Below are 23,280 nucleotides of genomic sequence, written 5' to 3'. Positions count from 1 at the left end.
CGATATAGGTGAGGTGGTTAAGCGGCTTCGGCGGCCATCTGCACGGCCGAATCGATATCTACGGCAACGATACGCGAAACCCCTTGCTCCTGCATGGTAACGCCGACCAGTTGCTTAGCCATCTGCATGGCGATCTTGTTATGCGAGATGAAAAGAAACTGCGTCTGCTCGCTCATATTGCTGACCAGATTGGCGTAACGCTCCGTGTTGGCGTCATCCAGCGGCGCATCCACTTCGTCGAGCAGGCAGAACGGCGCCGGGTTGAGCTTGAACAGCGCGAACACCAGGGCCGTGGCGGTCAGGGCTTTCTCTCCGCCGGACAGCAAATGGATGGTGCTGTTGCGTTTGCCGGGCGGCTGCGCCATGACCTGCACGCCGGCATCGAGGATCTCGTCGCCCGTCATGGTGAGCTTGGCTTCGCCGCCACCGAACAGCTTGGGGAAGAGCTCGCCGAAATGACCGTTGACCGTGTTGAAGGTTTCTTGCAGCAACTCGCGCGTTTCGCGGTCGATCTTGCGGATGGCGTCCTCGAGCGTCTCGATGGCCGTCATCAAATCCTGCTGTTGCGAATCCAGGAAGGTCTTGCGCTCGCGCGAGGTGCTCAGTTCGTCCAGCGCCGCCAGGTTGACCGGGCCCAGCGCTTCGATCTGACGCGAAATCTTACCCACTTCCGATTGCAGCCAACTGGCGCGCCGCCACTCTTCCGGCATGGCGGCCAGCTCCTGCGCCAGTGCCTGGCGATCCACTTCGCGCGCGTTGAGCTGCTCGGTGAATTGTTCTTCCGCCAGCCGGGCGGCCTGCTCCTGCAGCTGCAACTCGGTGATGCGGGCGCGCAGCGGCTCCAGCACGCGCTCCTGCTGCAGGCGATCTTCGTCCGCGCCACGCAGCAAGGCCGAGAGATTGTCCAGCTCCTGGCGCGCCTGCGACAGCGCCTCCTCGCGTTCGACGCGCTGCTCGAGCGCGTCCTGCAGACCGGCCTGGGTCGCCGAGGCGTCCAGCTCGGACAGATCGACCTCGAGCTGGGTCAATTCGGTGCTGGCGCGCTGGCTTTGATCCATGGCCAGTTGCCGATTGCGCTGCAGGTCGGTGATGCGCACCTGGATGCCACGCTCGGCGAACTCCGCCTCCTGAGCGCCTCGCTCGAGCTCCCGCAGGCGTGCCCGGGCAGCCTCGGCCGACGCCGCGATACTTTCGCCGTCGATTTCCGCGTCGGAAAACCGCCCCTGGTGTTCGGCCAGCTCGGCATCCAGCGTCTCGAAGCGCGCTTCGGCCTCCTCGCGGGTGGCACGCAGGTCTTCTTCCTGCGCGGCCAGCTCCTGGAGATCCTCGCGCAAACGCCGGGCCCGCTCACCGGACTGCTCGGCCTGCTGCTGCAGGCGCGAGTGTTCGAGCTGCACATCATGCAGACGGCGCGTCAATTCACCCACTCGCTGACGTGCCGGGCCGAGCGCCTGGGACACCTGCTGCCAGGCCTGTTCGGCGCGCGCCACCGCACTGCGCGACTGGTCGGCGATCAACTGCTGCGCTTTGATTTCGCGCTGCAGGTTCTCAATCTCTTGCTGGCGGGCCAGCATGCCGGCCTGCTCGGAGTCCGGCGCATAAAAGCGCACGGCATGGGCCTCGACCAGGTGCCCGGCCTTGACCACAAAGGCCGCTCCGGCCGGCAGCGTTGCCCGGGCGGCCAAGGCCTGCGCGAAATCCGTGGCGACATAAACCCCACGCAGCCAATCATTGAGCAGCGCGCGCAGGTCCGGGTCGGTGATGCGCAACAGACTGGCCAGCGGTGTGAGGCCCGCCGCGGCGGCTGGCGCCACGGCCGCGGGCGGCGTCTGATAGAAGGCCAAGCGCGAAGGCGGCGCATCCTCCGCAAAAGCCCGGGTCCAGTCCAGGTTGCGCACTTCGAGCGCCGCCATGCGCTCGCGCAACACGGCTTCCAGGGCGGCCTCCCAGCCGGCCTCGACATGCAACTTCTGCCACAGCCGGCCCAGACTGGTCAGCTCGTGCTTGGCCAGCCAGGGTTCCAGGGCCCCCTGCTTTTGCACGTCTTCCTGCAATTTGACCAACGCCGCCAGGCGCGCATCCAGGCGCGCCAGCGTCTGCGCTTCCTGCTGGGCGGCGCCCTGAACCCGGCTGCGTTCGGCATCGGCCTCAGGCACGCGGCCTTCGAGCGTGGCCAGTTCGGCCTGCGCAGCCTGCAATTGCTCTTCGCCAGCGTAGCGGTCGCCGGCCAACTGCTCCAGGCGCGCCGCGTCGGGCGTATGCAACTCACGCAACTCTTGTTGCAGACGCTCGCGGCGCTGCTCCAGAACCTGGATCTGCCGGTCGGCATCGCGCTGCGTCTGAGCGGCCAGGGCGAGATTCTGCTCCACCCGCGCCAAGGCCACGCGCATTTCGTCCCGGCCGGCCGCGGCTTCGCGCACACGCGCTTCGATGGCTGGCAACCCCTCCTGGGCGTCCTCGGCGGCGGCCCGCGCCTCTTCGGTGCGAGCCGCGGCCGTGGTCAGGTCATCCTCGGCGGCGGCGATCTGCTCGGTGCAGTGCTCCTGCTGGCTGTTCCATTCTTCGATCTGGGCCTGCAATTGATCACGCCGGGCTTGCAGACGATTGCGGGAATCCACCACATGGCGGATCTCGGCCTCCAGACGGCTGACCTGGGCATTGGCCTCATAGAGCTGGCCCTGCGCCTGGTGGACCGCATCGCTGGCGGCGTAGTGAGCCTGGCGGCGCGACTCCAGCGCGGCCTCGCCGGCGCGCAACTGCGCGATCGCGGCTTCCAGATTGTTCTGCGCCTGCGCCATTTCCTGGCTTTTGCGGTCGCGCTCCTCGCGGGCGCCGCTTTCCTTCAAAAACCAGAGGGCGAATTGTTTTTTCTCGCCATCGGCCTGCAGGTCACGGTATTGGCGCGCCACTTCGGCCTGGGACTCGAGTTTTTCCAGCTGGCTGCCCAGCTCTCGCAGGATGTCCTCCAGGCGGGTGAGGTTTTCCCGCGTGTCCGACAGGCGATTCTCGGTTTCGCGCCGGCGCTCTTTATAGCGCGACACGCCGGCAGCCTCCTCGAGAAACACCCGCAACTCTTCGGGCCGGGCCTCGATCAGGCGGTTGATCATGCCCTGCCCGATGATGGCGTAGCCGCGCGCGCCCAGGCCGGTGCCCAGGAAAATGTCATGGATGTCGCGCCGCCGGACCTGCTGATTATTGACGTAATAACTGCTGGTGCCGTCGCGGGTCAGGACCCGCCGCACGGCGATCTCCGAATACGCGCTCCACTGGCCGGCGGCCCGGCCTTCGCTATTGTCGAACACCATTTCCACCGAGGCGCGAGCCGCCGGTTTGCGGTTGCCGGAACCGTTGAAAATGACGTCCTGCATGGACTCGCCACGCAGCTCGGATGCTTTGGCCTCGCCCAGCACCCAACGCACGGCGTCGATGATATTGGATTTGCCGCAGCCGTTCGGACCCACCACGCCGACCAGCTGGCTGGGCACGGGAATCACGGTGGGATCGACGAAAGACTTGAAACCGGCGAGTTTGAGTTGGGTAAGGCGCACTGGAGATGACGGACCGGGTAGGTTGAACGAGGGCGTTGAACGGACCTGCCGCACAGATTGGCAAACCGGCCTCGAAGGCCGGTCTGGTAACGGTCGTATGATACCCCAGTAGCCAGCAGGGCAAAGATCGCCGGCCGCCGTTGCCGCGGGGAAACGCCGACGCACGTTACCGGGGCGCGGACGCTATACTCGCTCACACTCTCAATCTGACACTGAATTCCAACAATTCGGCCGCGATCTGGCCGGGAGCAGCGGGGACATTCTTGAAACGCGGGTTTTATCTGGTCATGGCCGCCCAGGCCTTCTCATCCATGGCGGACAATGCGCTGTTCATTGCCGCCATCGCCCTGATATTGGAGCTCCACGGTCCCGACTGGATGGCCCCCCTGATGAAATGGTCGTTCGCCCTCGCCTATGTGGTGCTGGCGGCCTTCGTGGGAGCCTTCGCCGACTCCTTCCCCAAGGGGCGGGTCATGTTCGTGACCAACGCGCTCAAGGTCGCCGGCTGCCTGCTGATGTTTTCCTACGCCAGTCTCGGCGTCCCCGCCGCCTACCAGACCTACCTCGTCTGCGCCGCCTACAGCCTGGTCGGCATCGGCGCGGCCGCCTATTCCCCGGCCAAGTACGGCATCGTCACCGAAATGCTGCCGCCCGACATGCTGGTCAAGGGCAACAGCTGGATCGAGGGCCTGACCGTACTGTCGATCATCATCGGCACCGTGCTGGGCGGCGCCCTGATTTCGCCGGCCGTCTCCGATGTATTGCTGCATCACCCCGGGCTGGGCAAGTTGGTGCGCACGCCAGCCGAAGCCGCCATCCTGGTGATCGCTCTGGTGTATCTGCTCGCTGCCCTGTGCAACCTGCTGATCCCCAACACACACGTGCGCTATCCCCCGCAACAGAAAAACCCAATCAAACTGGTGCGCACCTTCGCCGGCTATGTGCGCGTCCTGTGGCACGACAAGCTGGGGCAGATCTCGCTGGCGGTGACCACCCTGTTCTGGGGGGCGGGCGCCACCCTGCAGCTCATCGTCATCGAGTGGGGCCGCAGCCATCTGGGCTATCGCCTGGACCAGGCCTCGATCCTCATGGGCGTGGCCGCCCTGGGCACGGTCATCGGCTCGGTCGCAGCCGGCCGCATCCCCTTGCGACGCGCGCTGAGCGTGCTGCCGGTGGGCGCGGCCATGGGTTTGGTCGTGCTGCTCATGCCCCTGGTCTATTCGCCCTGGAGCGTCTACCTGCTCTTGCTGGTCACGGGCGCGCTGGCCGGCTTTTTCGTCGTGCCCATGAACGCCTTGCTGCAGCATCGCGGGCATGTCCTGCTGTCGGCCGGCCACTCCATCGCGGTGCAGAACTTCAATGAGCAACTCAACATCCTGCTCATGGTTGCCGTCTACACCCTGATGCTTTGGATGGACATGTCCATCAATACCGTGATCGTGATCTTCGGCCTGATCGTCACCATCCTGATGGTGATATTCATGCGCTGGAGCAAGCGCAACCTGGCCCGCCACCCGGAGCTCTACGAACAGATCGGCCAGGAAGGCCACGGCAAGGCGCTGGACTCGCTGCACTAAGCCTCATCGGCCACGCGCCACAGGCGCTGCCGGCTCAGGCCTCCCGCAGCGCCAATTGCAGATCCTGCCAGGCCCGGGCCTTTTCGGACGGGCTGCGCAGCAGATAGGCCGGGTGGTAGCTCACGATCACCGGAATCTCGCGGCCCTGCCCGGTTTTGAGCGTGTGCCGGCGGCCGCGCAGCGTGCCGATCGTGGCGTCGGTCCCCAGCAGCGCCTGCGCGGCAAAGCGGCCCAGCACCAGAATGCGGTCCGGCTCGATCAAGTCGATCTGGCGCATCAAATACGGGCTGCAGGCAGCGATTTCTTCCGGCTTGGGATTCCGGTTGCCTGGCGGGCGGCATTTGATCACATTGGCAATGAAGACATCGCGCTCGCGACTCATGCCGACCGACGCCAGCATGGCGTCGAGCAACTGCCCCGAACGCCCCACGAAAGGCAGGCCGCGCCGGTCTTCCTGTTCGCCCGGCGCCTCGCCCACCACCAACCAGCGGGCCGGCCGCGCGCCCTCGCCGAACACCGAATGTTTACGGCCCTGACACAGCCCGCAAGCCGTGCAGGCGAAAACCTCACGCTCCAATTGCGCCAGATCCTGACCCGCCACGCGCCGCGCGACCTCGACGCCGGCATGGCCGGGCGCGGCCACCTCGACCACCGTCGGCTCGGCCTTGGCGGGCCGGGCGGGCGGGGACTCGGGCCGCATCGCAGGCGCAAGCTTGGCAACCGGCGCGGGCGGGACGGGCGGCTCGACGGCCGGGGCCATGGCAGAGCCGGCGGGCACGGGAACAGCGGCCGCATCACCGGGCGCAGGGGCACGCAGCCAGGTTTTATCGATCCCGATTTCGCGCAGCCACAGGCGCTGCAAAGGATTGACCCGCACGGTCGCCATCATGCCGCCGCCTCGGGCGCAAGGGCCTTCTGCATGACCCAGGCATCCTCACGCTTGCCATGGCCGGCGGGATAGTAGTCGCGGCGCACGCCCACGCGCAGAAAGCCTTGCCCGGCATAAAAGTCCAGCGCATTCTGGTTGGAGGGCCGGACCTCCAGCAGCAGCGCGGGCACCGCGTGCGCACGGGCGCGCGCCGCGCTCCAGGCGATCAGCCGGCGGCCCAGACCCTGGCGCTGGCTGTCGCGATCGACGGCGATGACCAGAATATGAGAGACGTCGGGGGCATGCATGAGCACGCAAAATCCGACGACCCGCGATCCCTTGCGCAACACGCAGCAGTCGTAACCGGCCGCCAGCGCATCCGCGAAATTGCCTTGCGTCCAAGGAAAAGCCTGGACTCGCGCCTCCAACTCGGCCACGGCCGGAAGATCCGCAGCCGTCATGGGCTCGGGTGTGAATTCGCCGCCCTCGCTCAACGGCGCCTGAACCGTGACGACGGCGGGCTCGGCCCTGGGATTGCCGCCCAGGCCCTGCTGGCGCTCCGCCGTCGTGAAAGCGACCTTGTCGCGCACGTACAGCGGGGCCGCCAACTCGGGATCCAGCCTCAGCCCTTGCTGCCAATCCCGCTCGGCCAGCCGGGCCACTTCGGCCGCCTGGGGTCGGGCCGCCGGACGCTGCGGCCAACCGGGCGGCACGGCCATGGCTTCGGGATACACCATCCAGGCGTCGCCGGCCAGCAAGGGCGGGCCATCGAGCCGCCAGAGCGGTAATTGATGCCGGACCCAGGGCAGCAACTCGCCCGCCGCGATCAGCAGGGGCGGCTGCAGCACCTCCCAGGCGGGGCCCTGCGCGCTCGGCACCCGCCGGTACACAGCCGCATAGACCTCCTCCATGCGGGCATCGAGCGCCACCACGACGGCCTGTCCATACAGCGCCCCGGCCGCCTCCGCCACCGCCAGGTGGGAGACCACGGGCAAAACCGGAATCTCCAGCCCCATGGCCATCCCCTGAGCCACGCCGCAAGCCACGCGCAAGCCGGTGAAGCCGCCCGGCCCCTGGCCAAACGCCACGGCGTGCAGCGCCTGGGCAGACAGCCCGGCCTCGTCAAGCAGCCGCCGGGCCATGGGCAGCAAGCGCTCGGCATGCTCCTGGGCACCCTCGTGTTCCAGCACGGTCAGGTGTTCCTCGCCGGCGCGCCGCCGCAGCAAGGCCACGCCGCAGCGCGAAGAAGATGTTTCAAAGGCAAGCAGGTTGAGATCCATAGGACTCAATTGTACGAAATCAGCGCCAAGTGCCCTGAATGTAAGAAGAAACTCTACGTTCCCGTGCAATATGTAATATCTTGTGAATACCCACTAGCCGCCGATTCTTGTCACTGTTACATTTTTGGCCATGAATACGCAAAACACCACCCCCACCCGCAAGATCCTGGTTGTCGACGATGATCCGCGACTGCGCGATCTGCTGCGCCGCTACCTGTCGGAACAAGGGTTCAATGTCTTCGTTGCCGAAGATGCCAAGGAAATGGGCAAGCTCTGGCAACGTGAGCACTTTGACCTGCTCGTGCTCGACCTGATGCTTCCGGGCGAGGATGGCCTGTCGATCTGCCGCCGGCTGCGCGGCGGCCACGACAACACGCCCATCATCATGCTGACTGCCAAGGCCGAGGAAATCGACCGCATCGTCGGCCTGGAAATGGGCGCCGACGATTATCTGTCCAAGCCTTTCAACCCGCGCGAACTGCTGGCCCGCATCAATGCGATCCTGCGCCGCCGCGGCACGGAAGAGCATCCGGGCGCCCCCAGCCAGGAAAACGAATCGATCGCGTTCGGCCCCTATGTGCTGAACCTCTCGACCCGCACCCTGACCCGCAACGGCGAACAGGTGCCCATCACAACCGGCGAATTCTCGGTCTTGAAGGTCTTCGCCCGCCACCCGAAGATCCCCCTGTCGCGCGACAAGCTCATGGAGCTGGCGCGCGGCCGTGAATACGAGGCCTTCGATCGCAGCCTGGACGTGCAGATCTCACGCCTGCGCAAACTGATCGAACCCAATCCTTCGAAACCCGTCTTCATTCAAACCGTTTGGGGCCTGGGATACGTCTTCGTCCCGGATGGTGGCAGCTGATTAAGCTGGCCCCACCGGGCAGGAGCAAAGCCTCGTGCCCCCATTGCAGAAAAGTATAAAGAAACTCACTTCAGGGTTGCGCCTCGGCTTGTTCGGGCGCACCTTTTTGCTGCTGGCCGCACTCATGCTCGTGAGCCTGGCGGCCTGGCTGCAGGTGTTCTTCAGCATGGAACTGGGGCCGCGCGCCAATCAAATGGCGCAGCGGGTCATCACCGCGGTCAATATCACCCGCACCGCGCTGATCTATTCCCATGCCGACGAACGCAGCAAACTGCTGCTGGATCTGGCCACCAACGAGGGCATCCAGGTCTATCCGCGCGAAATCACGGATTTCACCGAGGCGCTGCCCGACGACGACTACTGGCAACGCGTCGCGCAGCACATCCGCACCCGTTTTGGCCCCGATACCCAGATCGCCTGGAGCGTGAATCAGGTTCCCGGGTTCTGGGTAAGCTTCCGGATCGATCAGGATCTTTATTGGCTGGTGTTCGAGCGCGAGCAGATCGGACTGACCGGCGGCATCGAATGGCTGGGCTGGGGTGCGACGGCACTGCTGCTGTCATTGGTGGGCGCGGCAGTCAGCGTGGGCTTTGTCAACCGGCCGCTCTCGCGGCTGGCCCGGGCCGCCCAGGTGCTGTCCCGCGGCGAGACACCGGCCCCTCTGCCCGAACAAGGGCCGCGGGAAATCCGTGATCTCAATGCGTCCTTCAACCGCATGGCGAAAGACTTGCGCCAAGCCGAGGCGGACCGCGAACTCATGCTGGCGGGCATCTCGCACGATCTACGCACGCCCCTGGCACGCATGCGTCTGGAAATCGAGATGAGCGGGGTGTCCGAGGACGCGCGCCAGGCCATCGACGAAGATCTGGGCCAGATCGACCACAGTATCGGGCAATTGATGGAATATGCGCGCCCGGCCGGCACCCTGCCGCAACTGGCCACGGATATTTCCTCGGTGCTCAGTGAGCTGTACGAGCGCGAACGCAGCCACACGTCCTCGGTCGGCGGCGAACTGGAGGCCAGCATCGAACCCGGCCTGCGGGCACGGATCACGGCCCTGGATCTGAAGCGCATCGTGGGCAATCTCATCGAAAACGCGCGGCGCTACGGCCGCTCGACGGACGGCCTGGCTCATCTGGTCATGACCGTGCAATCCGAGGGCAATACGCTGGCCATCGAAGTCTCCGACCGGGGCCCGGGTATCGCCGCCGAAGAGGTCGAGCGCCTGTTGCGGCCGTTCTCGCGCGGCGAGGCCGCCCGCACCGGCGTCAGTGGCGCGGGGCTCGGATTGGCCATTGTCGAACGCCTGCTCAAGCACGTCGGCGGCTCGCTGCGCATGCTGCCCCGACCAGGCGGCGGACTCACGGCCAGGATAGAGTTACCCAAAGCCAAGTTTAGGAATTATCAATTAGACACGGCAAATCAATAGCGTAGAATTAGCGGTTTGGAGCTTCACGCTCCACCTCCACCAACAACTTATTGGGAGTAGTACCACATGAAAACTGTTGGCGATAAGCTCGAGCCTTTCAAGGTCACCGGCGTCAAGCCCGGCTTCAATCAGCACGAAGAAAACGGCGTTTCCGCCTTTGAAGAAATCACCGAAAGCTCGTTCCCCGGCAAGTGGAAGGTGATCTATTTCTACCCGAAGGATTTCACCTTCGTGTGCCCGACCGAAATCGTCGGCTTCAACAAGCTGGCCAAGGATTTCGAAGACCGCGACGCCGTCTTGCTGGGTGGCTCGAGCGACAACGAATTCGTCAAGCTGGCCTGGCGCCGTGAGCACCCGGACCTCAACAAGCTGGGTCACTACCAATTCGGCGACACCACCGGCGCGCTGATCGACCAACTGGGCGTGCGTGAGAAGGCTGCCGGCGTTGCCCTGCGCGCCACCTTCATCGTCGATCCCGACAACACCATTCAGCACGTTTCGGTCAACAACCTGAACGTCGGCCGCAACCCTGAAGAAGTGCTGCGCTTGCTGGACGGTCTGCAAACGGACGAACTCTGCCCGTGCAACCGCAACGTGGGCGGCGCTACGCTGTAATGCCATGGGCCCGGCTCGTCCGGGCCTTTTCTCCCTCCAGACTATAGGTAAAAACTATGGAATTCCTTTCTACCATCAAGGATCAACTACCGGATTGGGCCAAGGACATTCGCCTGAATCTGGATAGCGTGATTGCGCGTTCCACCCTGTCGCAAGAGGATGCGCTGGGCGCTGGCCTGGCCGCCGCCTATGCCTCGGGCAATGCTTTTCTGATCAATGCCTTCAAGGGCGCGCTGTCGGAAACCGACGCCAATGCCGCCTTGACCGCAGCCGCCCTCATGGGCATGAACAACACCTGGTATCCCTATGTCGAGATGAGCGGCGACGCCCAGCTCAAGAGCCTGCCGGCGCAGTTGCGCATGAACGCCTACGCCAGCCACGGCGGCGTCGACAAGAAGCGCTTCGAGCTGTTCGCGCTGGTCGCTTCCATCGTCGGCAAGTGCCATTTCTGCGTGCAATCGCACTACGAAAATCTGAAGAAGGACGGCCTGTCCACCGAGCAGTTGCGCGATGCCGGCCGCATTGCGTCGGTGATCAACGCTGCCGCCCTGGCGCTGGCCGCGCAAGGCAAATAAGCCCCGTGCGCTGACAAGCCGGCTCGCCCAGACGAGCCGGCTTTTTTTTGGCAGTGCGCGGGCTCAGCCGATCCGGGCGATGAGCGCCACGACGGTGGCGGCGATGCCCTCTTTGCGGCCCAGATAGCCCAGGCTCTCGTTGGTCTTGGCCTTGACGTTGACCGCCGTGGCATCGATATTCAGGTCGGCGGCGATATGGGCCACCATGGCCGCGGCATGCGGGCCGATCTTGGGCGCCTGGGCGTGCACCGTGGCATCCACGTTGACGACCTGCCACCCTGCCTCGCGCACACGCGCCATGGCCTCGCGCAGCAGCACCCGGCTGTCGGCGCCCTTGAAGCGCGGATCCGTATCCGGAAAATGCCGGCCGATATCGCCCAGGCCCGCCGCCCCCAGGACCGCATCGGTTACCGCGTGCAGCAGCACATCCGCATCGGAGTGCCCCAGCAAACCATGGGTGTGCTCGATCGTCACGCCGCCAATGATCAACGGCCGGCCTGCGACCAGCGCATGCACATCAAAACCTTGCCCAACCCGAAAGGGAATTGTCATAACCATTTTTCCATCAAAGCGAAATCATCCGGCCAGGTCACCTTGAAATTACGCGCCGACCCCAGCACGAGGCGCGGCGCCAGGCCCAGCGCCTCGATGGCTGAAGCCTCGTCGGTGACGGCCGCTGCCTGCACGCGCGCCTGTTGCAACGCGTGCCGCAACAGGCCGGCGCGAAACATCTGCGGGGTCTGCGCCAGCCACAGGCCCTCTCTGTCGACCGTCGCGCGCACGCGCGCGTCCTGTGCGGCCTCTGGCCTGGCGGCCTTGACCGTATCGGCCACCGGCAGCGCCAACAAGCCGCCGACCGCGTCATTCTGGCAGGCGTCGATGAGCCGTGCGAGCGCCTGCGCCGGCAAGCCCGGCCGCGCCGCATCGTGCACCAGCACCCAGCTCGCATCAGGCAAGGCCGCCTCCTCCAGCGCCGCCGCCACCGTATCGGCCCGCGTCGGCCCGCCGCAGGGCCGCCAGACGGTGCGCGGCAGGCCCGCCAGCGTCTGCGCCACCCAGGCGTCCTGAGGGCTGACGGCCACCCGGACCTGCTCGATGCGCGGATCGGCCAGCAGCGCGAGCACCGCCCGCCGCAGCATGGGTAGTCCACCCAGCGGACGATATTGCTTGGGCAAACCGTCGGCGGCACGGCCGCTGGCGCGGCTGCCGACGCCGGCGGCAGGAACAATTGCGATTAAGGAGTCAGACATGATCAGGAGATTTTATAATTTCCCGGCAATGCATGACTCCTCGCCCCCCGCCTCAGTGGATACGCAGCTGCCTTCCACCTCCTCTACCCTGGCCGCCCTCAAACCCGGGACGCGCTTTGTTCAACCTTGCCCCCCCGGTTCGGGCGATGGATGGCTGCTTGCCGACCTGGCACGCCAGGCCCGCAAACCCATCGTCGTGCTGGCGGCAGATCCCTTGCAGGCGCAGCGCCTGGCCGATGAGATCCCGCTGTTTGCGCCGGAGCTGCGCGTGCGGCAGTTGCCCGATTGGGAAACCCTGCCCTATGACGCTTTCTCTCCGCACCAGGACCTGATCTCGGAGCGCCTGCACACGCTGCACGCGCTGATGACCGAGTCGGTCGACATCCTGACCGTACCGGTCACGACGGCCTTGTACCGCTTGCCGCCGCCCGCGTTCCTGGCGGCCTATACCTTCTCCTTCCGGCAGCGCGACAAACTCGACGAGGCGGCGCTACGCGCGCAACTGACGCTGGCCAACTACACCCACGTGACCCAGGTCACCGCGCCGGGAGAGTTCTGCCTGCGCGGCGGGCTGGTCGATCTATTCCCCATGGGGTCCGTGGTGCCGTACCGCCTGGACCTCTTCGACGACGAAATCGAGTCCATCCGCGCCTTCGATGTCGACACTCAGCGCAGCCTCTACCCCGTGGCCGAGGTGCAATTGCTGCCGGGGCGCGAGTTTCCGATGGACGAAGAGGCGCGCAATCATTTCCGCGCGCGTTTTCGCGAAGTCTTCGAAGGCGATCCGTCCCGGGCCCTGCCCTACAAAGACATCGGCAACGGCATCGCTTTTGCCGGCGTCGAATACTACCTGCCGCTGTTTTTCGAGCAGACGGCTACCTTGTTCGACTATCTCAAAAGCGGCACGCTGACGGTCACGCTGGGCAATATCGACGACGCCATTCAGCGTTTTTCCCAGGACACGGCCAGCCGCTATCAATTTCTGAAGAGCGACCGCGAGCGGCCCGTCCTGCCGCCGGCGGCCCTCTTCCTTGACGGGGAAGCCCTCTACACCGGCTTCAAGGACTTCGCGCGGCTGGCGCTCACGGGCGAGCCGCCCCATCCGGATTTCCGCAATGCCCCGGATGTGGCCGTGGCCCGGCGCGCCGAAGATCCGGTGGCCAAACTCCGGGCGCTGGTCGCACGCCCCGGCGCGCGCGTCCTGCTGTGCGCCGATTCGGCCGGCCGCCGCGAAACGCTGTCGCAGATGCTGGTCGAGCAAGGTCTGGCACCTGGCGAACAGACCGACAACATCGCCGCCTTTCTGTTCACGCCGGCCAACTTCGGGCTGACCATCGCGCCGCTGAGCGCGGGGTTCGGCCTGGCCGACGGCGGCCTGGTCTTCCTCACCGAGAATGACCTTTATCCCGGCAATGCCGGCATCAAGCGGCGCGGCAAACGCGCTCAGGAAGGCAGCAGCAACGTCGAAGCCATGGTCCGCGACCTGGCCGAATTGCGCGAAGGCGACCCTGTCGTCCATGCTCAGCATGGCATCGGCCGCTACCACGGCCTGGTGAATATGGACATGGGCGAAGGCGAGATGGAGTTTCTGCATCTGCAGTACGCCAGCGGCGCCACGCTCTATGTGCCGGTATCGCAATTGCACGTGATCGCGCGCTACAGCGGCGCCGATCCCGACGCCGCTCCCTTGCATCAGCTGGGCTCCGGGCAATGGGACAAGGCGCGCAAGAAAGCCGCCAAGCAGGTGCGCGATACCGCCGCCGAATTGCTCGCCCTGTATGCACAGCGCGCCGCGCGTGAGGGCTATGCCTTCAATCTGCCGCTTTCGGATTACGAAGCCTTTGCCGAGGGCTTTGGCTTCGAAGAGACGCCGGATCAATCCGCCGCCATCCAGGCCGTCATCATGGACATGACCTCGGGCAAGCCCATGGACCGCCTGGTGTGCGGCGACGTGGGTTTCGGCAAGACCGAAGTCGCCCTGCGCGCGGCCTTTCTGGCCGTGGCCAACGGCAAACAGGTCGCCCTGCTCTGCCCGACCACTCTGCTGGCCGAACAACACGCCCAGACGTTTTCGGATCGCTTTGCCGACTGGCCCGTGCGCGTGGTGGAGCTGTCGCGCTTTCGCTCGGCCAAGGAAGTCAGCGCGGCCATCGAAGGCATCAATGACGGGCGCGTGGATATCGTGATCGGCACGCACAAAATCCTCTCCAAGGACGTGCGCTTCAAGCGTCTCGGTCTGGTGATCATCGACGAAGAGCATCGTTTCGGCGTGCGCCAGAAGGAAACGCTCAAGGCCTTGCGCGCCGAGGTCGACGTCCTGACCCTCACGGCCACGCCCATCCCGCGCACGCTGGGTATGTCGCTCGAAGGCATCCGCGACTTTTCAGTGATCGCCACCGCGCCGCAGAAACGCCTGGCGATCAAAACCTTCGTGCGGCGCGAAGATGGCAGCACCATACGCGAAGCACTGCTGCGCGAACTCAAGCGGGGCGGCCAGGCCTATTTCCTGCACAACGAGGTCGAGACCATCCATAACCGGCGGGCGCGCCTGGAAGAGCTTGTCCCCGAGGCCCGTATCGGCGTGGCGCATGGCCAGATGCCCGAGCGCGAGCTCGAACAGGTCATGAAAGACTTTTATCAACAGCGCTTCAACGTGCTGCTGTGCACCACGATCATCGAAACCGGCATCGACGTGCCCAGTGCCAACACGATCGTGATCCATCGCGCCGACCGCTTCGGCCTGGCCCAGCTGCATCAATTGCGCGGCCGGGTGGGTCGCTCTCACCACCAGGCCTACGCCTACTTGCTCACGCCGGGTGAAGACGCCATCACCAGCAATGCCAAAAAGCGCCTGGAAGCCATCCAGGCCATGGAAGAACTGGGCTCGGGCTTTTACCTCGCCATGCATGACCTGGAAATTCGCGGCACGGGCGAGATTCTGGGTGACTCGCAATCGGGCAATATCCAGGAAGTCGGCTTCTCGATGTACAACGAGATGCTCAGCGAAGCGGTGCGTGCGCTGAAATCCGGCGAAGAGCCGGATCTCGACGCGCCGTTCAATCTGGCGTGCGAGGTCAATCTGCATGCGCCCGCGCTGCTGCCGGCCGATTACTGCCCCGACGTTCATGGGCGGCTGGCTATCTACAAACGGCTGTCCCACGCCCAGGATGAAGATGATCTGATCCGCATCCAGGAAGAACTGATCGACCGTTTCGGCAAGCTGCCCGAACCCGCCCAGACCCTGTTGATGACGCATCGCCTGCGCCTGGCGGCCGAGCCCCTGGGCATCGTCAAGATCGACGTCAGCGAAACCCAGGCGCTGCTGCAGTTTGGCCCCAAGGCCGCGGTCGATCCCCTGCGTATCATCGAACTGGTGCAAAAGCAGCGGCACATCAAACTGTCCGGCCAGGACAAACTGCGCATCGAGATCACCGCGCCGCAAACCGCCGCGCGCGCCGACGCCGTGCGCGCCGTACTGCGCTCGTTAAAATAACCCGCCCATCCTCACGCACCTACCCATGAGCACCCATCTCATCATTCAGTCGCCGGGCCTTACTGCCCATCATGCCGAGCAGTTGGCGGCCCTGGCCCGCGCCGAAGGCATCGCGCGCATCACCACCACCGCTGCGCGGCTGCTCAATGTGGCCGCCGACGACGATACGCGCGCGGAAGTCCGCGAGTGGGCCGAACGCCACGCCGTCGATACCGCCTTTGTGCCGGCCGGGCTCAAGCTCGCCAGTTGCAAGGTGCTGGCCATGGACATGGACTCCACCCTGATCAATATCGAATGCATCGACGAGATCGCGGCGTGCGCGGGGGTAGGCGAACAAGTGGCGCAGATCACCGAGGCGGCCATGCGTGGCGAGATCAAGGACTTCTCCGAAAGCCTGCGCCGGCGGGTCGCGCTGCTGCAAGGCACGCCGGCCACGGTGCTCGAGCGGGTCTACGAAGAAAAACTCCGGCTGAATCCTGGCGCGGAGCAACTGCTTACCTCCGTTCAGGCGGCCGGCATCAAGACACTGCTGGTGTCCGGCGGCTTCACGTTTTTTACCGAACGGCTGCGCGCCCGGCTCAAGCTCGACAGCGCTCACGCCAATACGCTGGAAATCGACGCCGAAGGCAAGCTCACGGGCCGCGTGCAGGGCGATATCCTCGACGGCGCGGCCAAGGCACGCCACCTGGAGGCCTTCGCCCGTGAGCATGGCGCCAGCGCCGACCAGACCATCGCACTGGGTGACGGGGCCAATGATCTGCTCATGCTGGCCCGTGCCCGCTATGCGGTCGCCTATCACGCCAAGCCCATCGTGCGGCAACAAACGCCTTACGCACTGAGCGTCAGCGGCCTGGACGGCGTTCTGAACTGGTTCGAGGGTTGAGGCGGCGCCGCCGCAGCGCGCGGCCACGCCGGCTGATGCAATAAAACAAAAGCCTCCCGCTGGGAGGCTTTGTCACGCTGGGCGCCCGCGCCTGCGTTGATACAGATAACGATAGACGAAGCCCGGAAACGCCAATACCACATACAGGCTCAAGGTAATGGCGTAGAACTCCCAAGTCTGAGCAAAGGGATTGCCCAAGGCCGACTCGAAGGCCTGGCCCGCCAGGCCGACGATCAGGTAGTAAACCAGCAACTCCAGCAAGCGCAACGCCACCGGTTTGCCGTTCTTGCGCGCCCAGACGGCAAAAACCCTGTCCGTCAGGAAGGGCAGATTCGCGCTGACAAAAGCCAGCGCGATCAGCAACCAGACGGCCAGGGTCTGACTCACGGGGGGATCAACCGCCCAGCGAGCTCCTGATGACCTGCACGCACAGGGCCATCAGGCCACCCGGCAGGATGCCCAGGATGAGGATTAGCGCGCCGTTGACCGACAACACACCGCGTTGCAGGCAGGTGCCCGTCACCGGAGCGGCTTCGCCCACGGGCTCGTCGAAGTAAACGACCTTGACCACGCGCAGGTAGTAGAAGGCACCGATCAGCGAAAACAGCACGGCGATGACGGCCAGGGCGACATGGCCCGACTCGACGACAGCCTGCAGAATCGCCAGCTTGGCGTAAAAGCCCACCAGCGGCGGAATACCGGCCAAGGAGAACATCAGCAGCAGCACGATGAGCGCATGCCACGGGCTGCGGCGGTTCAGGCCCTTCAGATCATCGATGCTTTCGCATTCGAAGCCCTGACGCGACAGCAGCAGCACGATACCGAAGCTGGCCAGCGTGGTCAGCACATAGGTGATCATGTAGAACAGCGACGCGCCGTAGGCCGCCGAAGCCGCATCCGGCTTGCCGTCGACCACACCGGCCATCAGGCCCAGGAGCACGAAGCCCATGTGCGAAATGGTGGAATAGGCCAGCATGCGCTTGAAGTTCGTCTGGGCGATGGCCGTCAGATTACCGATCGCCAGCGACAGCACCGCAAGAATCATGAGCATGGGCTGCCAGTCCGCGGCCAGGCCGTGCAGGCCATCGACCAGCAGGCGCATCGTGATGGCGAAAGCGGCCAGCTTGGGGGCACCACCCAGGATCAGGGTCACGGCCGTGGGCGAACCTTGATAGACATCCGGCACCCACATATGGAAAGGCACGGCGCCCAGCTTGAACGCCAGACCGGCAACCAGGAACACGATGCCGAACACCAGCGGCAGCGCCTGCGCCTGGCCGGCGCTGATGACGCGGGCGATCTCGGCCAGATCGAGGTGGCCGGTGGCGCCATACACCATGGACATGCCATAGAGCAGGAAACCCGACGCCAAGGCACCCAGCACGAAGTACTTCATGGCGGCTTCGGTGGCCACGGCGTCGTCACGACGCAACGCGATCAGGGCATACAGGGCCAGAGACATGAGCTCCAGGCCAAGATAGATGGAGATCAGATTGCCCGAGGAGATCATGACCATCTGGCCCAACAGCGCCATCAGGGTCAGAACGTAGAGCTCCCCGCCACGCAGCATGTCACGAGCCTGGGCGTAGAGCCGGCCGTAAATCAGCGTGACGGCCACCGCGATGTACGAGGTGATCTTCAGCAGATGCGAAAAGGCATCCGTGACATACATGCCATTGAAGGTTTTGCCGCTGACACCGTTCTTCCATTGAACCAGGGAGACCACCGTCAGGACGGCCAGCGTACACAAGGTCAGCACGTAAGTGGTCTTGCGTTCCGGATGGGTGCTTACCGCGTCGACGAGCAACACGGCCAGCGCCAGCACCAGCAGCAGGATCTCTGGTGTGGCCAAAGCGAAATCGATGTGGGATTGCATCATTGTCTAGTCTTACAGTTTCGAGACGGCCACGTGTTGCAGCAGGGCCTCCACCGACACATGCATGACATCGGTAAAGGGCTTGGGATAGATCCCCATGTACAACACGGCGATCGCCATGACACCGAGAATCCAGAACTCGCGGCGGTTCAGGTCGGACATTTCGCGAACATGCTCATTGGTGATGTCACCGAAGACCACGCGCTTGACCATCCACAGCGAGTAGGAAGCTCCCAGAATCAGGGCCGTGGCTGCCAGCAGGCCGACCCAGAAGTTGTGCTCGACCGCGCCCATGATGACCATGAACTCGCCGACGAAGCCACTGGTGGCCGGCAGGCCGCTGTTGGCCATCGAAAAGAGCACGAAGAAAGTCGCGAAACGCGGCATGACATTGACCACGCCACCGTAATCGGCGATGCGGCGGCTGTGCATACGGTCGTAAAGCACGCCGATACACAGGAACATCGCGCCGGAGACGAAACCGTGGGAAATCATCTGCACGATGGCGCCTTCGACGCCGGCCGTGTTGAAGACAAAGAAGCCCAAGGTCACGAAGCCCATGTGGGCCACCGACGAATAAGCCACCAGCTTCTTCATGTCTTCCTGGACGATGGCGACCAGGCCGATGTAGATCACGGCGATCAGCGACAGCGTGATCATCATGCCGGCCAGGCTATGCGAGGCATCGGGCGCGATGGGCAGCGAGAAGCGCAGGAAACCATAGGCGCCCAGCTTGAGCATGATGGCCGCCAGCACCACCGAGCCGCCCGTGGGGGCCTCGACGTGCGCGTCGGGCAGCCAGGTATGCACCGGCCACATCGGCACCTTGACGGCAAAGGCGGCCAGCAAGGCGACGAAGATCAGGATCTGCGGCGTATAACCGAGCTTGGTCTGCTGCCAGGTCAGGATGTCGAAGGAACCCCCCGAGGCATGCCACAGGTAGACGAACGCCACCAGCGTCAGCAGCGAACCCATCAGCGTGTAGAGGAAGAACTTGAAGGCCGCGTACACGCGATTCGGTCCGCCCCATACCCCGACGATGATGTACATCGGGATCAGCGTGGCTTCGAAAAACACGTAAAACAGCAAGCCGTCCAGCGCCGAGAACACGCCAACCATCAGACCCGACAGGATCAGAAAGGCCGCCATGTACTGCGACACGCGGTTGGTGATGACCTCCCAGCCCGCCGCCACCACGATGATGGTGACGAAGGCGGTCAGCAGCACGAACCAGACGGAAATGCCGTCAACGCCGAGGTGGTAATTGACGTTGAACGCTTCGATCCAGGACGCCTTCTCGACGAACTGCATTGCGGCAGTGGTTTTGTCGAAACCGGTGTACAGGGGAATGGTGACCAGGAAGCCAGCGACCGCGCCGATCAGCGACAGCCCCCGCGTCAGGCAGGGACGGTCGTCACGGCCCACCGCCAGCACCAGCAGACCGAATACGATCGGAACAAAGATCGCAAGCGTAAGCCAGGGGAAATTGTTGGATGCCATCTCGCTTGCCATCATTGGGGAATCAGCACAAAGAAAGTCACCAGCGCCATGATGCCGATGATCATCGCGAACGCGTAGTGATAGATGTAGCCCGACTGGAGGTGGCGGCTGACCGCAGCCACCCAGCCCACCACGCGGGCACTGCCGTTGACCAGCAGGCCGTCGATCAGGCCCCGGTCACCGGTCTGCCACAGGCCACGGCCGAGGCAGCGCGCACCGCGAGCGATGATCTGCTCGTTGACCCAGTCCACGTAATACTTGTTCTCCAGCACCTTGTTCACGCCCGAGAGGCTGGCCTGAATCTTGGCCGGCACCTTGGGGTTGATCAGATAGCAGTACCAGGCGATGACGGCGCCAGCCACCACCAGCCAGAACGGCAGGGTCTGGAACGCATGCAGGCCGAAAGCCACCCAGCCGTGCCACTCTTCGCGCAATTCATGCATGGCCGGATGCTGCGGCAACACCGTGATCACGCCATCGAAGAACTTGCCAAAGAGCATGGGGTCGACCACCAGCGCGCCGATGATGACCGACGGGATGGCCAACAGCACCAGCGGCAGCGTGACCACCCAGGGCGATTCATGCGGCGTGCCGCCATGATGATGGTCATCGTGACCGTGATCGTCATGGCCGTGCGCCGCGTGAGCGTCATGACCGTGATCATCATGCGTCGGGAAGCGTTCCTTGCCGTGGAAGACGAGGAAGTAGACGCGGAAGGAGTACAGCGAGGTGATGAACACGCCGGTCATGGTGGCGTAGTACGCAAAACTCGCGCCCCAGACATTGGCCGCACCCGCCGCCTCGATGATCTGTTCCTTGGAATAGAAACCCGAGAAGAACGGCGTGCCGACCAGGGCCAGCGTACCCAGCAGGAAGGTGATCCAGGTGATGGGCATGTACTTGCGCAGGCCGCCCATATGGCGGATGTCCTGATCGTGATGCATGCCGATGATCACCGAGCCCGCGCCCAGGAACAGCAGCGCCTTGAAGAAGGCATGGGTCATGAGGTGGAAGATCGCCACCGAGTAGGCCGAGGCGCCCAGTGCCACCGTCATGTAGCCCAGCTGCGACAGCGTGGAATACGCCACCACGCGTTTGATGTCGTTCTGGATGATGCCCAGGATGCCCAGAAAGAGCGCGCCGATGGCACCGATGACGATGATGAAGGACAGCGCCACGTTCGACAGCTCGAACAAGGGCGAAAACCGGGCAACCATGAAAATCCCGGCCGTCACCATGGTGGCGGCGTGGATCAGGGCCGAGATCGGGGTCGGGCCTTCCATCGAGTCCGGCAGCCAGGCATGCAGCGGCACCTGGGCCGATTTACCCATGGCGCCGATGAACAAGCAGATGCAGGCCACGGTCAGGAGCATCCAGTCGCTGCCCGGCAGCTTCAGGGCAGCCAGCTTGTCGGCCTGGGCGAACACCTCGCCGTAATGCATGGTGCCCGCGTAAGCGAACAGCAGGCCGATGCCGAGCACGAAGCCGAAGTCGCCCACCCGGTTGATCAGGAAGGCTTTCATATTGGCGAAGATGGCCGTCGGGCGGGTATACCAGAAGCCGATCAGCAGATACGACACCAGACCCACGGCTTCCCAGCCGAAGAACAACTGCACCATATTGTTCGACATCACCAGCATCAGCATGGAGAAGGTGAACAAGGAGATGTAGGCGAAGAAGCGCTGGTAGCCGGGATCGTCGGCCATGTAGCCAATGGTGTAGATGTGCACCATCAGCGACACCGACGTCACCACGACCATCATCATGGCCGACAGCGAATCGATCAGAAAGCCGATTTCGAGCTTGGTGTGACCGATCAGCGTCCAGGTGTAGACCGCGCCGTCGAAGGTGTGGCCGTTGAGCACATCACGCAGCACGAACAACGAACCGATGGCGGAAATCGCCACGAACAGAATGGTGATGCAATGCGCCCCGCGGCGTCCGATAGGACGGCCCAGGAACCCTGTGCCGAACAGGCCGGCCAGGATCGCGCCGGCCAGCGGGGCCAACGCGATAAGCAAATAGAGATTGGGTGAGCTAGACATTTTCTTCCAATACCCCGTCAGCCCTTCAGGCGATCGAGTTCGTCAACGTTGATCGTGTTCAGGTTGCGGAACAACAGCACCAGAATCGCCAGGCCGATGGCGGCTTCAGCGGCAGCCACGGTCAGGATGAAGAACACGAACACCTGGCCGGCCGTGTCGCCGAACCAGCTCGAAAACGCCACGAAGTTCATGTTGACGGCCAGGAGCACCAGCTCGATGGACATCAGCAGAATGATCAGATTGCGGCGGTTCAGGAAAATGCCGAAGATGCCGATGGCGAACAGGATCGCCCCGAGAATCAGGTAATGGGCCAGGGTGATGGTCATTGTTTTTCTCCTTGCTCGGCGGCAGCCTGGCCTTGGGCGCGCTCGCTCTGGGCCGTCATCTTGACCAGGCGGAAGCGGTCCTTGGCCCGCACGCGCACGGCGGCAACCGGATCGTTGTACTTGGCGTCGCGACGGCGGCGCAGGGTCAGGGCAATGGCCGCGACCATACCGACCAGCAACAGCGCGGCACCGACTTCGACGCCGAACACATACTGCGTGTACATGGCTTCGCCCAGCGCGCGGGCATTGTTGTAGTCACCCGCCATGGCGACCTGCGGACCGGCATCGCCCCAGGTGGTAAAGAGCACGAAGCCCATTTCCAGCACCAGGATCAAGCCGATGACCAGGCCCAGCGGCAGATACGTCTTCAGGCCGCGGCGCAGGTGATCGATACGGATATCGAGCATCATCACGACGAACAGGAAGAGCACCATCACGGCGCCGACATAGACCAGCACCAGCAACAGGGCCAGGAACTCCGCGCCTAGCAGCATCCAGAGCATGGCCGCATTCGCGAAGGCCAGGATCAGGTGCAGGACGGCGGTCACGGGGCTACGCGCGGTGATGACGCGGAAAGCGGCCACCACCAGGACGAAAGCCAGTAAGTAGAACAGGACAGAAGTAAAAGTCATGGATCAGACCCTGGCGATCAACGGTAAGGCGCGTCTTCGGCCCGGCGTTGGGCGATTTCGGCTTCGTAGCGGTCGCCGACGGCGAGCAGCATGTCTTTGGTGAAGTACAGATCACCGCGCTTTTCGCCGTGGTACTCGTGAATATGCGTTTCCACGATGGAGTCCACCGGGCAGCTTTCCTCACAGAAGCCGCAGAAGATGCACTTGGTCAGATCGATGTCGTAGCGCGTGGTGCGGCGCGTGCCGTCCTCGCGTTGATCCGACTCGATCGTGATGGCCAGCGCCGGGCAGACGGCTTCACAGAGTTTGCAGGCGATGCAACGCTCTTCCCCGTTGGGATAGCGGCGCAACGCATGCAGCCCCCGGAAACGCGGCGACGCCGGCGTCTTCTCCATGGGATAGCGCAAGGTCATCTTGCGCTTGAAAAAGTACTTGCCTGTCAGGCGCATACCCTTGAACAACTCGGTCAGCAGCAGGCTGCCGAAAAAATCCTTGATCGCTTCCATATCCAGCCTCGA

Annotated in this window: 19 protein-coding genes; 7 read left to right on the top strand and 12 right to left on the bottom strand. The window is 64.1% G+C overall.

Going from position 1 to position 23,280, the window contains the following annotated elements; all coding sequences use genetic code 11:
• Positions 1-17: 17 nt before the first annotated feature.
• Complete coding sequence (gene smc, locus CAL22_RS06140) at positions 18-3,548, bottom strand: chromosome segregation protein SMC (RefSeq protein WP_094811414.1); 3,531 nt, start codon at positions 3,546-3,548, stop codon at positions 18-20.
• Between the two features lie 263 nt (positions 3,549-3,811).
• On the opposite strand from smc, the gene lplT reads away from it, so the two are divergent.
• Entirely contained in the window at positions 3,812-5,125 is a 1,314-nt protein-coding gene (gene lplT, locus CAL22_RS06135; protein WP_094811412.1) for a lysophospholipid transporter LplT, read from the top strand.
• Positions 5,126-5,159: 34 nt separating this feature from the next.
• Here the strand turns inward: lplT and CAL22_RS06130 are convergent, their stop codons facing one another.
• Together CAL22_RS06130 and tsaB are read right to left on the bottom strand one after the other, a co-directional pair.
• The gene (locus tag CAL22_RS06130; protein WP_143276966.1) at positions 5,160-6,011 is read right to left on the bottom strand and encodes a uracil-DNA glycosylase; all 852 of its coding nucleotides are present in this window, start codon (positions 6,009-6,011) and stop codon (positions 5,160-5,162) included.
• Positions 6,011-7,273 (bottom strand): tRNA (adenosine(37)-N6)-threonylcarbamoyltransferase complex dimerization subunit type 1 TsaB, encoded by a 1,263-nt coding sequence (gene tsaB / locus CAL22_RS06125; protein WP_094811410.1) that lies wholly within the window; start codon positions 7,271-7,273, stop codon positions 6,011-6,013. Before tsaB ends, CAL22_RS06130 begins: the two co-directional genes overlap by 1 nt.
• 130 nt (positions 7,274-7,403) lie before the next feature.
• Here tsaB and risA point away from each other — a divergent pair, with 130 nt between their 5' ends.
• From risA to CAL22_RS06105, 4 genes are all read left to right on the top strand, one after another.
• Entirely contained in the window at positions 7,404-8,138 is a 735-nt protein-coding gene (gene risA / locus CAL22_RS06120; protein ID WP_003813882.1) for a response regulator transcription factor RisA, read from the top strand.
• Positions 8,139-8,172: 34 nt separating this feature from the next.
• Positions 8,173-9,567 (top strand): sensor histidine kinase RisS, encoded by a 1,395-nt coding sequence (risS, locus tag CAL22_RS06115; protein WP_094811408.1) that lies wholly within the window; start codon positions 8,173-8,175, stop codon positions 9,565-9,567.
• Positions 9,568-9,633: 66 nt separating this feature from the next.
• Positions 9,634-10,182, top strand: coding sequence for a peroxiredoxin (locus tag CAL22_RS06110; RefSeq protein WP_094811406.1), 549 nt, complete (start codon positions 9,634-9,636; stop codon positions 10,180-10,182).
• A gap of 56 nt (positions 10,183-10,238) precedes the next feature.
• Entirely contained in the window at positions 10,239-10,757 is a 519-nt protein-coding gene (locus tag CAL22_RS06105; RefSeq protein WP_094811404.1) for a carboxymuconolactone decarboxylase family protein, read from the top strand.
• A gap of 63 nt (positions 10,758-10,820) precedes the next feature.
• Here the strand turns inward: CAL22_RS06105 and ispF are convergent, their stop codons facing one another.
• Positions 10,821-11,309, bottom strand: a complete 489-nt coding sequence (gene ispF, locus CAL22_RS06100) for a 2-C-methyl-D-erythritol 2,4-cyclodiphosphate synthase (RefSeq protein ID WP_094811402.1) — start codon at positions 11,307-11,309, stop codon at positions 10,821-10,823.
• Positions 11,306-12,007: a 2-C-methyl-D-erythritol 4-phosphate cytidylyltransferase gene (gene ispD / locus CAL22_RS06095; protein ID WP_094811400.1), complete on the bottom strand. Its 702-nt coding sequence runs from the start codon at positions 12,005-12,007 to the stop codon at positions 11,306-11,308. Before ispD ends, ispF begins: the two co-directional genes overlap by 4 nt.
• A gap of 28 nt (positions 12,008-12,035) precedes the next feature.
• Between ispD and mfd the strand changes: the two genes are divergently transcribed.
• Positions 12,036-15,500 (top strand): transcription-repair coupling factor, encoded by a 3,465-nt coding sequence (gene mfd, locus CAL22_RS06090; protein WP_094811398.1) that lies wholly within the window; start codon positions 12,036-12,038, stop codon positions 15,498-15,500.
• Between the two features lie 25 nt (positions 15,501-15,525).
• Entirely contained in the window at positions 15,526-16,383 is an 858-nt protein-coding gene (serB, locus tag CAL22_RS06085) for a phosphoserine phosphatase SerB (protein WP_094811396.1), read from the top strand.
• Positions 16,384-16,455: 72 nt separating this feature from the next.
• Here serB and CAL22_RS06080 read toward each other — a convergent pair whose 3' ends face one another.
• The 7 genes from CAL22_RS06080 to nuoI are packed head-to-tail and all read right to left on the bottom strand — an operon-like array spanning position 16,456 to position 23,268.
• Positions 16,456-16,770, bottom strand: a complete 315-nt coding sequence (locus CAL22_RS06080) for a DUF2818 family protein (RefSeq protein ID WP_094811394.1) — start codon at positions 16,768-16,770, stop codon at positions 16,456-16,458.
• A gap of 7 nt (positions 16,771-16,777) precedes the next feature.
• Positions 16,778-18,262 carry an NADH-quinone oxidoreductase subunit NuoN gene (gene nuoN, locus CAL22_RS06075; RefSeq protein ID WP_094811392.1) on the bottom strand — a complete coding sequence of 495 codons (1,485 nt, stop codon included), beginning with the start codon at positions 18,260-18,262 and terminating at the stop codon, positions 16,778-16,780.
• Positions 18,263-18,271: 9 nt separating this feature from the next.
• A complete protein-coding gene (locus CAL22_RS06070) occupies positions 18,272-19,774 on the bottom strand; it encodes an NADH-quinone oxidoreductase subunit M (RefSeq protein ID WP_094811390.1) in 1,503 nt (500 codons plus the stop codon).
• On the bottom strand, positions 19,771-21,804 hold the full coding sequence (gene nuoL / locus CAL22_RS06065; protein ID WP_094811389.1) for an NADH-quinone oxidoreductase subunit L: 2,034 nt from the start codon (positions 21,802-21,804) through the stop codon (positions 19,771-19,773). Before nuoL ends, CAL22_RS06070 begins: the two co-directional genes overlap by 4 nt.
• A gap of 17 nt (positions 21,805-21,821) precedes the next feature.
• Positions 21,822-22,130 (bottom strand): NADH-quinone oxidoreductase subunit NuoK, encoded by a 309-nt coding sequence (gene nuoK, locus CAL22_RS06060; protein WP_029578773.1) that lies wholly within the window; start codon positions 22,128-22,130, stop codon positions 21,822-21,824.
• A complete protein-coding gene (locus tag CAL22_RS06055; protein ID WP_094811387.1) occupies positions 22,127-22,762 on the bottom strand; it encodes an NADH-quinone oxidoreductase subunit J in 636 nt (211 codons plus the stop codon). Before CAL22_RS06055 ends, nuoK begins: the two co-directional genes overlap by 4 nt.
• 17 nt (positions 22,763-22,779) lie before the next feature.
• The gene (nuoI, locus tag CAL22_RS06050) at positions 22,780-23,268 is read right to left on the bottom strand and encodes an NADH-quinone oxidoreductase subunit NuoI (RefSeq protein WP_029578775.1); all 489 of its coding nucleotides are present in this window, start codon (positions 23,266-23,268) and stop codon (positions 22,780-22,782) included.
• Positions 23,269-23,280 lie beyond the last annotated feature (12 nt).

Source organism: Bordetella genomosp. 12, assembly GCF_002261355.1.
Taxonomy (GTDB): domain Bacteria; phylum Pseudomonadota; class Gammaproteobacteria; order Burkholderiales; family Burkholderiaceae_B; genus Bordetella.
Note: the sequence above shows the minus strand (reverse complement) of the source record. Positions and strands in the feature narration are given on the sequence as shown.

What these genes read in the sequence shown, in the direction of transcription:
- CAL22_RS06130 (WP_143276966.1), bottom strand. Translation starts at nt 6,011, where the DNA reads ATGGCGACCGTGCGGGTCAATCCTTTGCAGCGCCTGTGGCTGCGCGAA.
- tsaB (WP_094811410.1), bottom strand. Translation starts at nt 7,273, where the DNA reads ATGGATCTCAACCTGCTTGCCTTTGAAACATCTTCTTCGCGCTGCGGC.
- risA (WP_003813882.1), top strand. Translation starts at nt 7,404, where the DNA reads ATGAATACGCAAAACACCACCCCCACCCGCAAGATCCTGGTTGTCGAC.
- CAL22_RS06110 (WP_094811406.1), top strand. Translation starts at nt 9,634, where the DNA reads ATGAAAACTGTTGGCGATAAGCTCGAGCCTTTCAAGGTCACCGGCGTC.
- CAL22_RS06105 (WP_094811404.1), top strand. Translation starts at nt 10,239, where the DNA reads ATGGAATTCCTTTCTACCATCAAGGATCAACTACCGGATTGGGCCAAG.
- ispF (WP_094811402.1), bottom strand. Translation starts at nt 11,309, where the DNA reads ATGACAATTCCCTTTCGGGTTGGGCAAGGTTTTGATGTGCATGCGCTG.
- ispD (WP_094811400.1), bottom strand. Translation starts at nt 12,007, where the DNA reads ATGTCTGACTCCTTAATCGCAATTGTTCCTGCCGCCGGCGTCGGCAGC.
- mfd (WP_094811398.1), top strand. Translation starts at nt 12,036, where the DNA reads ATGCATGACTCCTCGCCCCCCGCCTCAGTGGATACGCAGCTGCCTTCC.
- serB (WP_094811396.1), top strand. Translation starts at nt 15,526, where the DNA reads ATGAGCACCCATCTCATCATTCAGTCGCCGGGCCTTACTGCCCATCAT.
- nuoN (WP_094811392.1), bottom strand. Translation starts at nt 18,262, where the DNA reads ATGATGCAATCCCACATCGATTTCGCTTTGGCCACACCAGAGATCCTG.
- CAL22_RS06070 (WP_094811390.1), bottom strand. Translation starts at nt 19,774, where the DNA reads ATGATGGCAAGCGAGATGGCATCCAACAATTTCCCCTGGCTTACGCTT.
- nuoL (WP_094811389.1), bottom strand. Translation starts at nt 21,804, where the DNA reads ATGTCTAGCTCACCCAATCTCTATTTGCTTATCGCGTTGGCCCCGCTG.
- nuoK (WP_029578773.1), bottom strand. Translation starts at nt 22,130, where the DNA reads ATGACCATCACCCTGGCCCATTACCTGATTCTCGGGGCGATCCTGTTC.
- CAL22_RS06055 (WP_094811387.1), bottom strand. Translation starts at nt 22,762, where the DNA reads ATGACTTTTACTTCTGTCCTGTTCTACTTACTGGCTTTCGTCCTGGTG.
- nuoI (WP_029578775.1), bottom strand. Translation starts at nt 23,268, where the DNA reads ATGGAAGCGATCAAGGATTTTTTCGGCAGCCTGCTGCTGACCGAGTTG.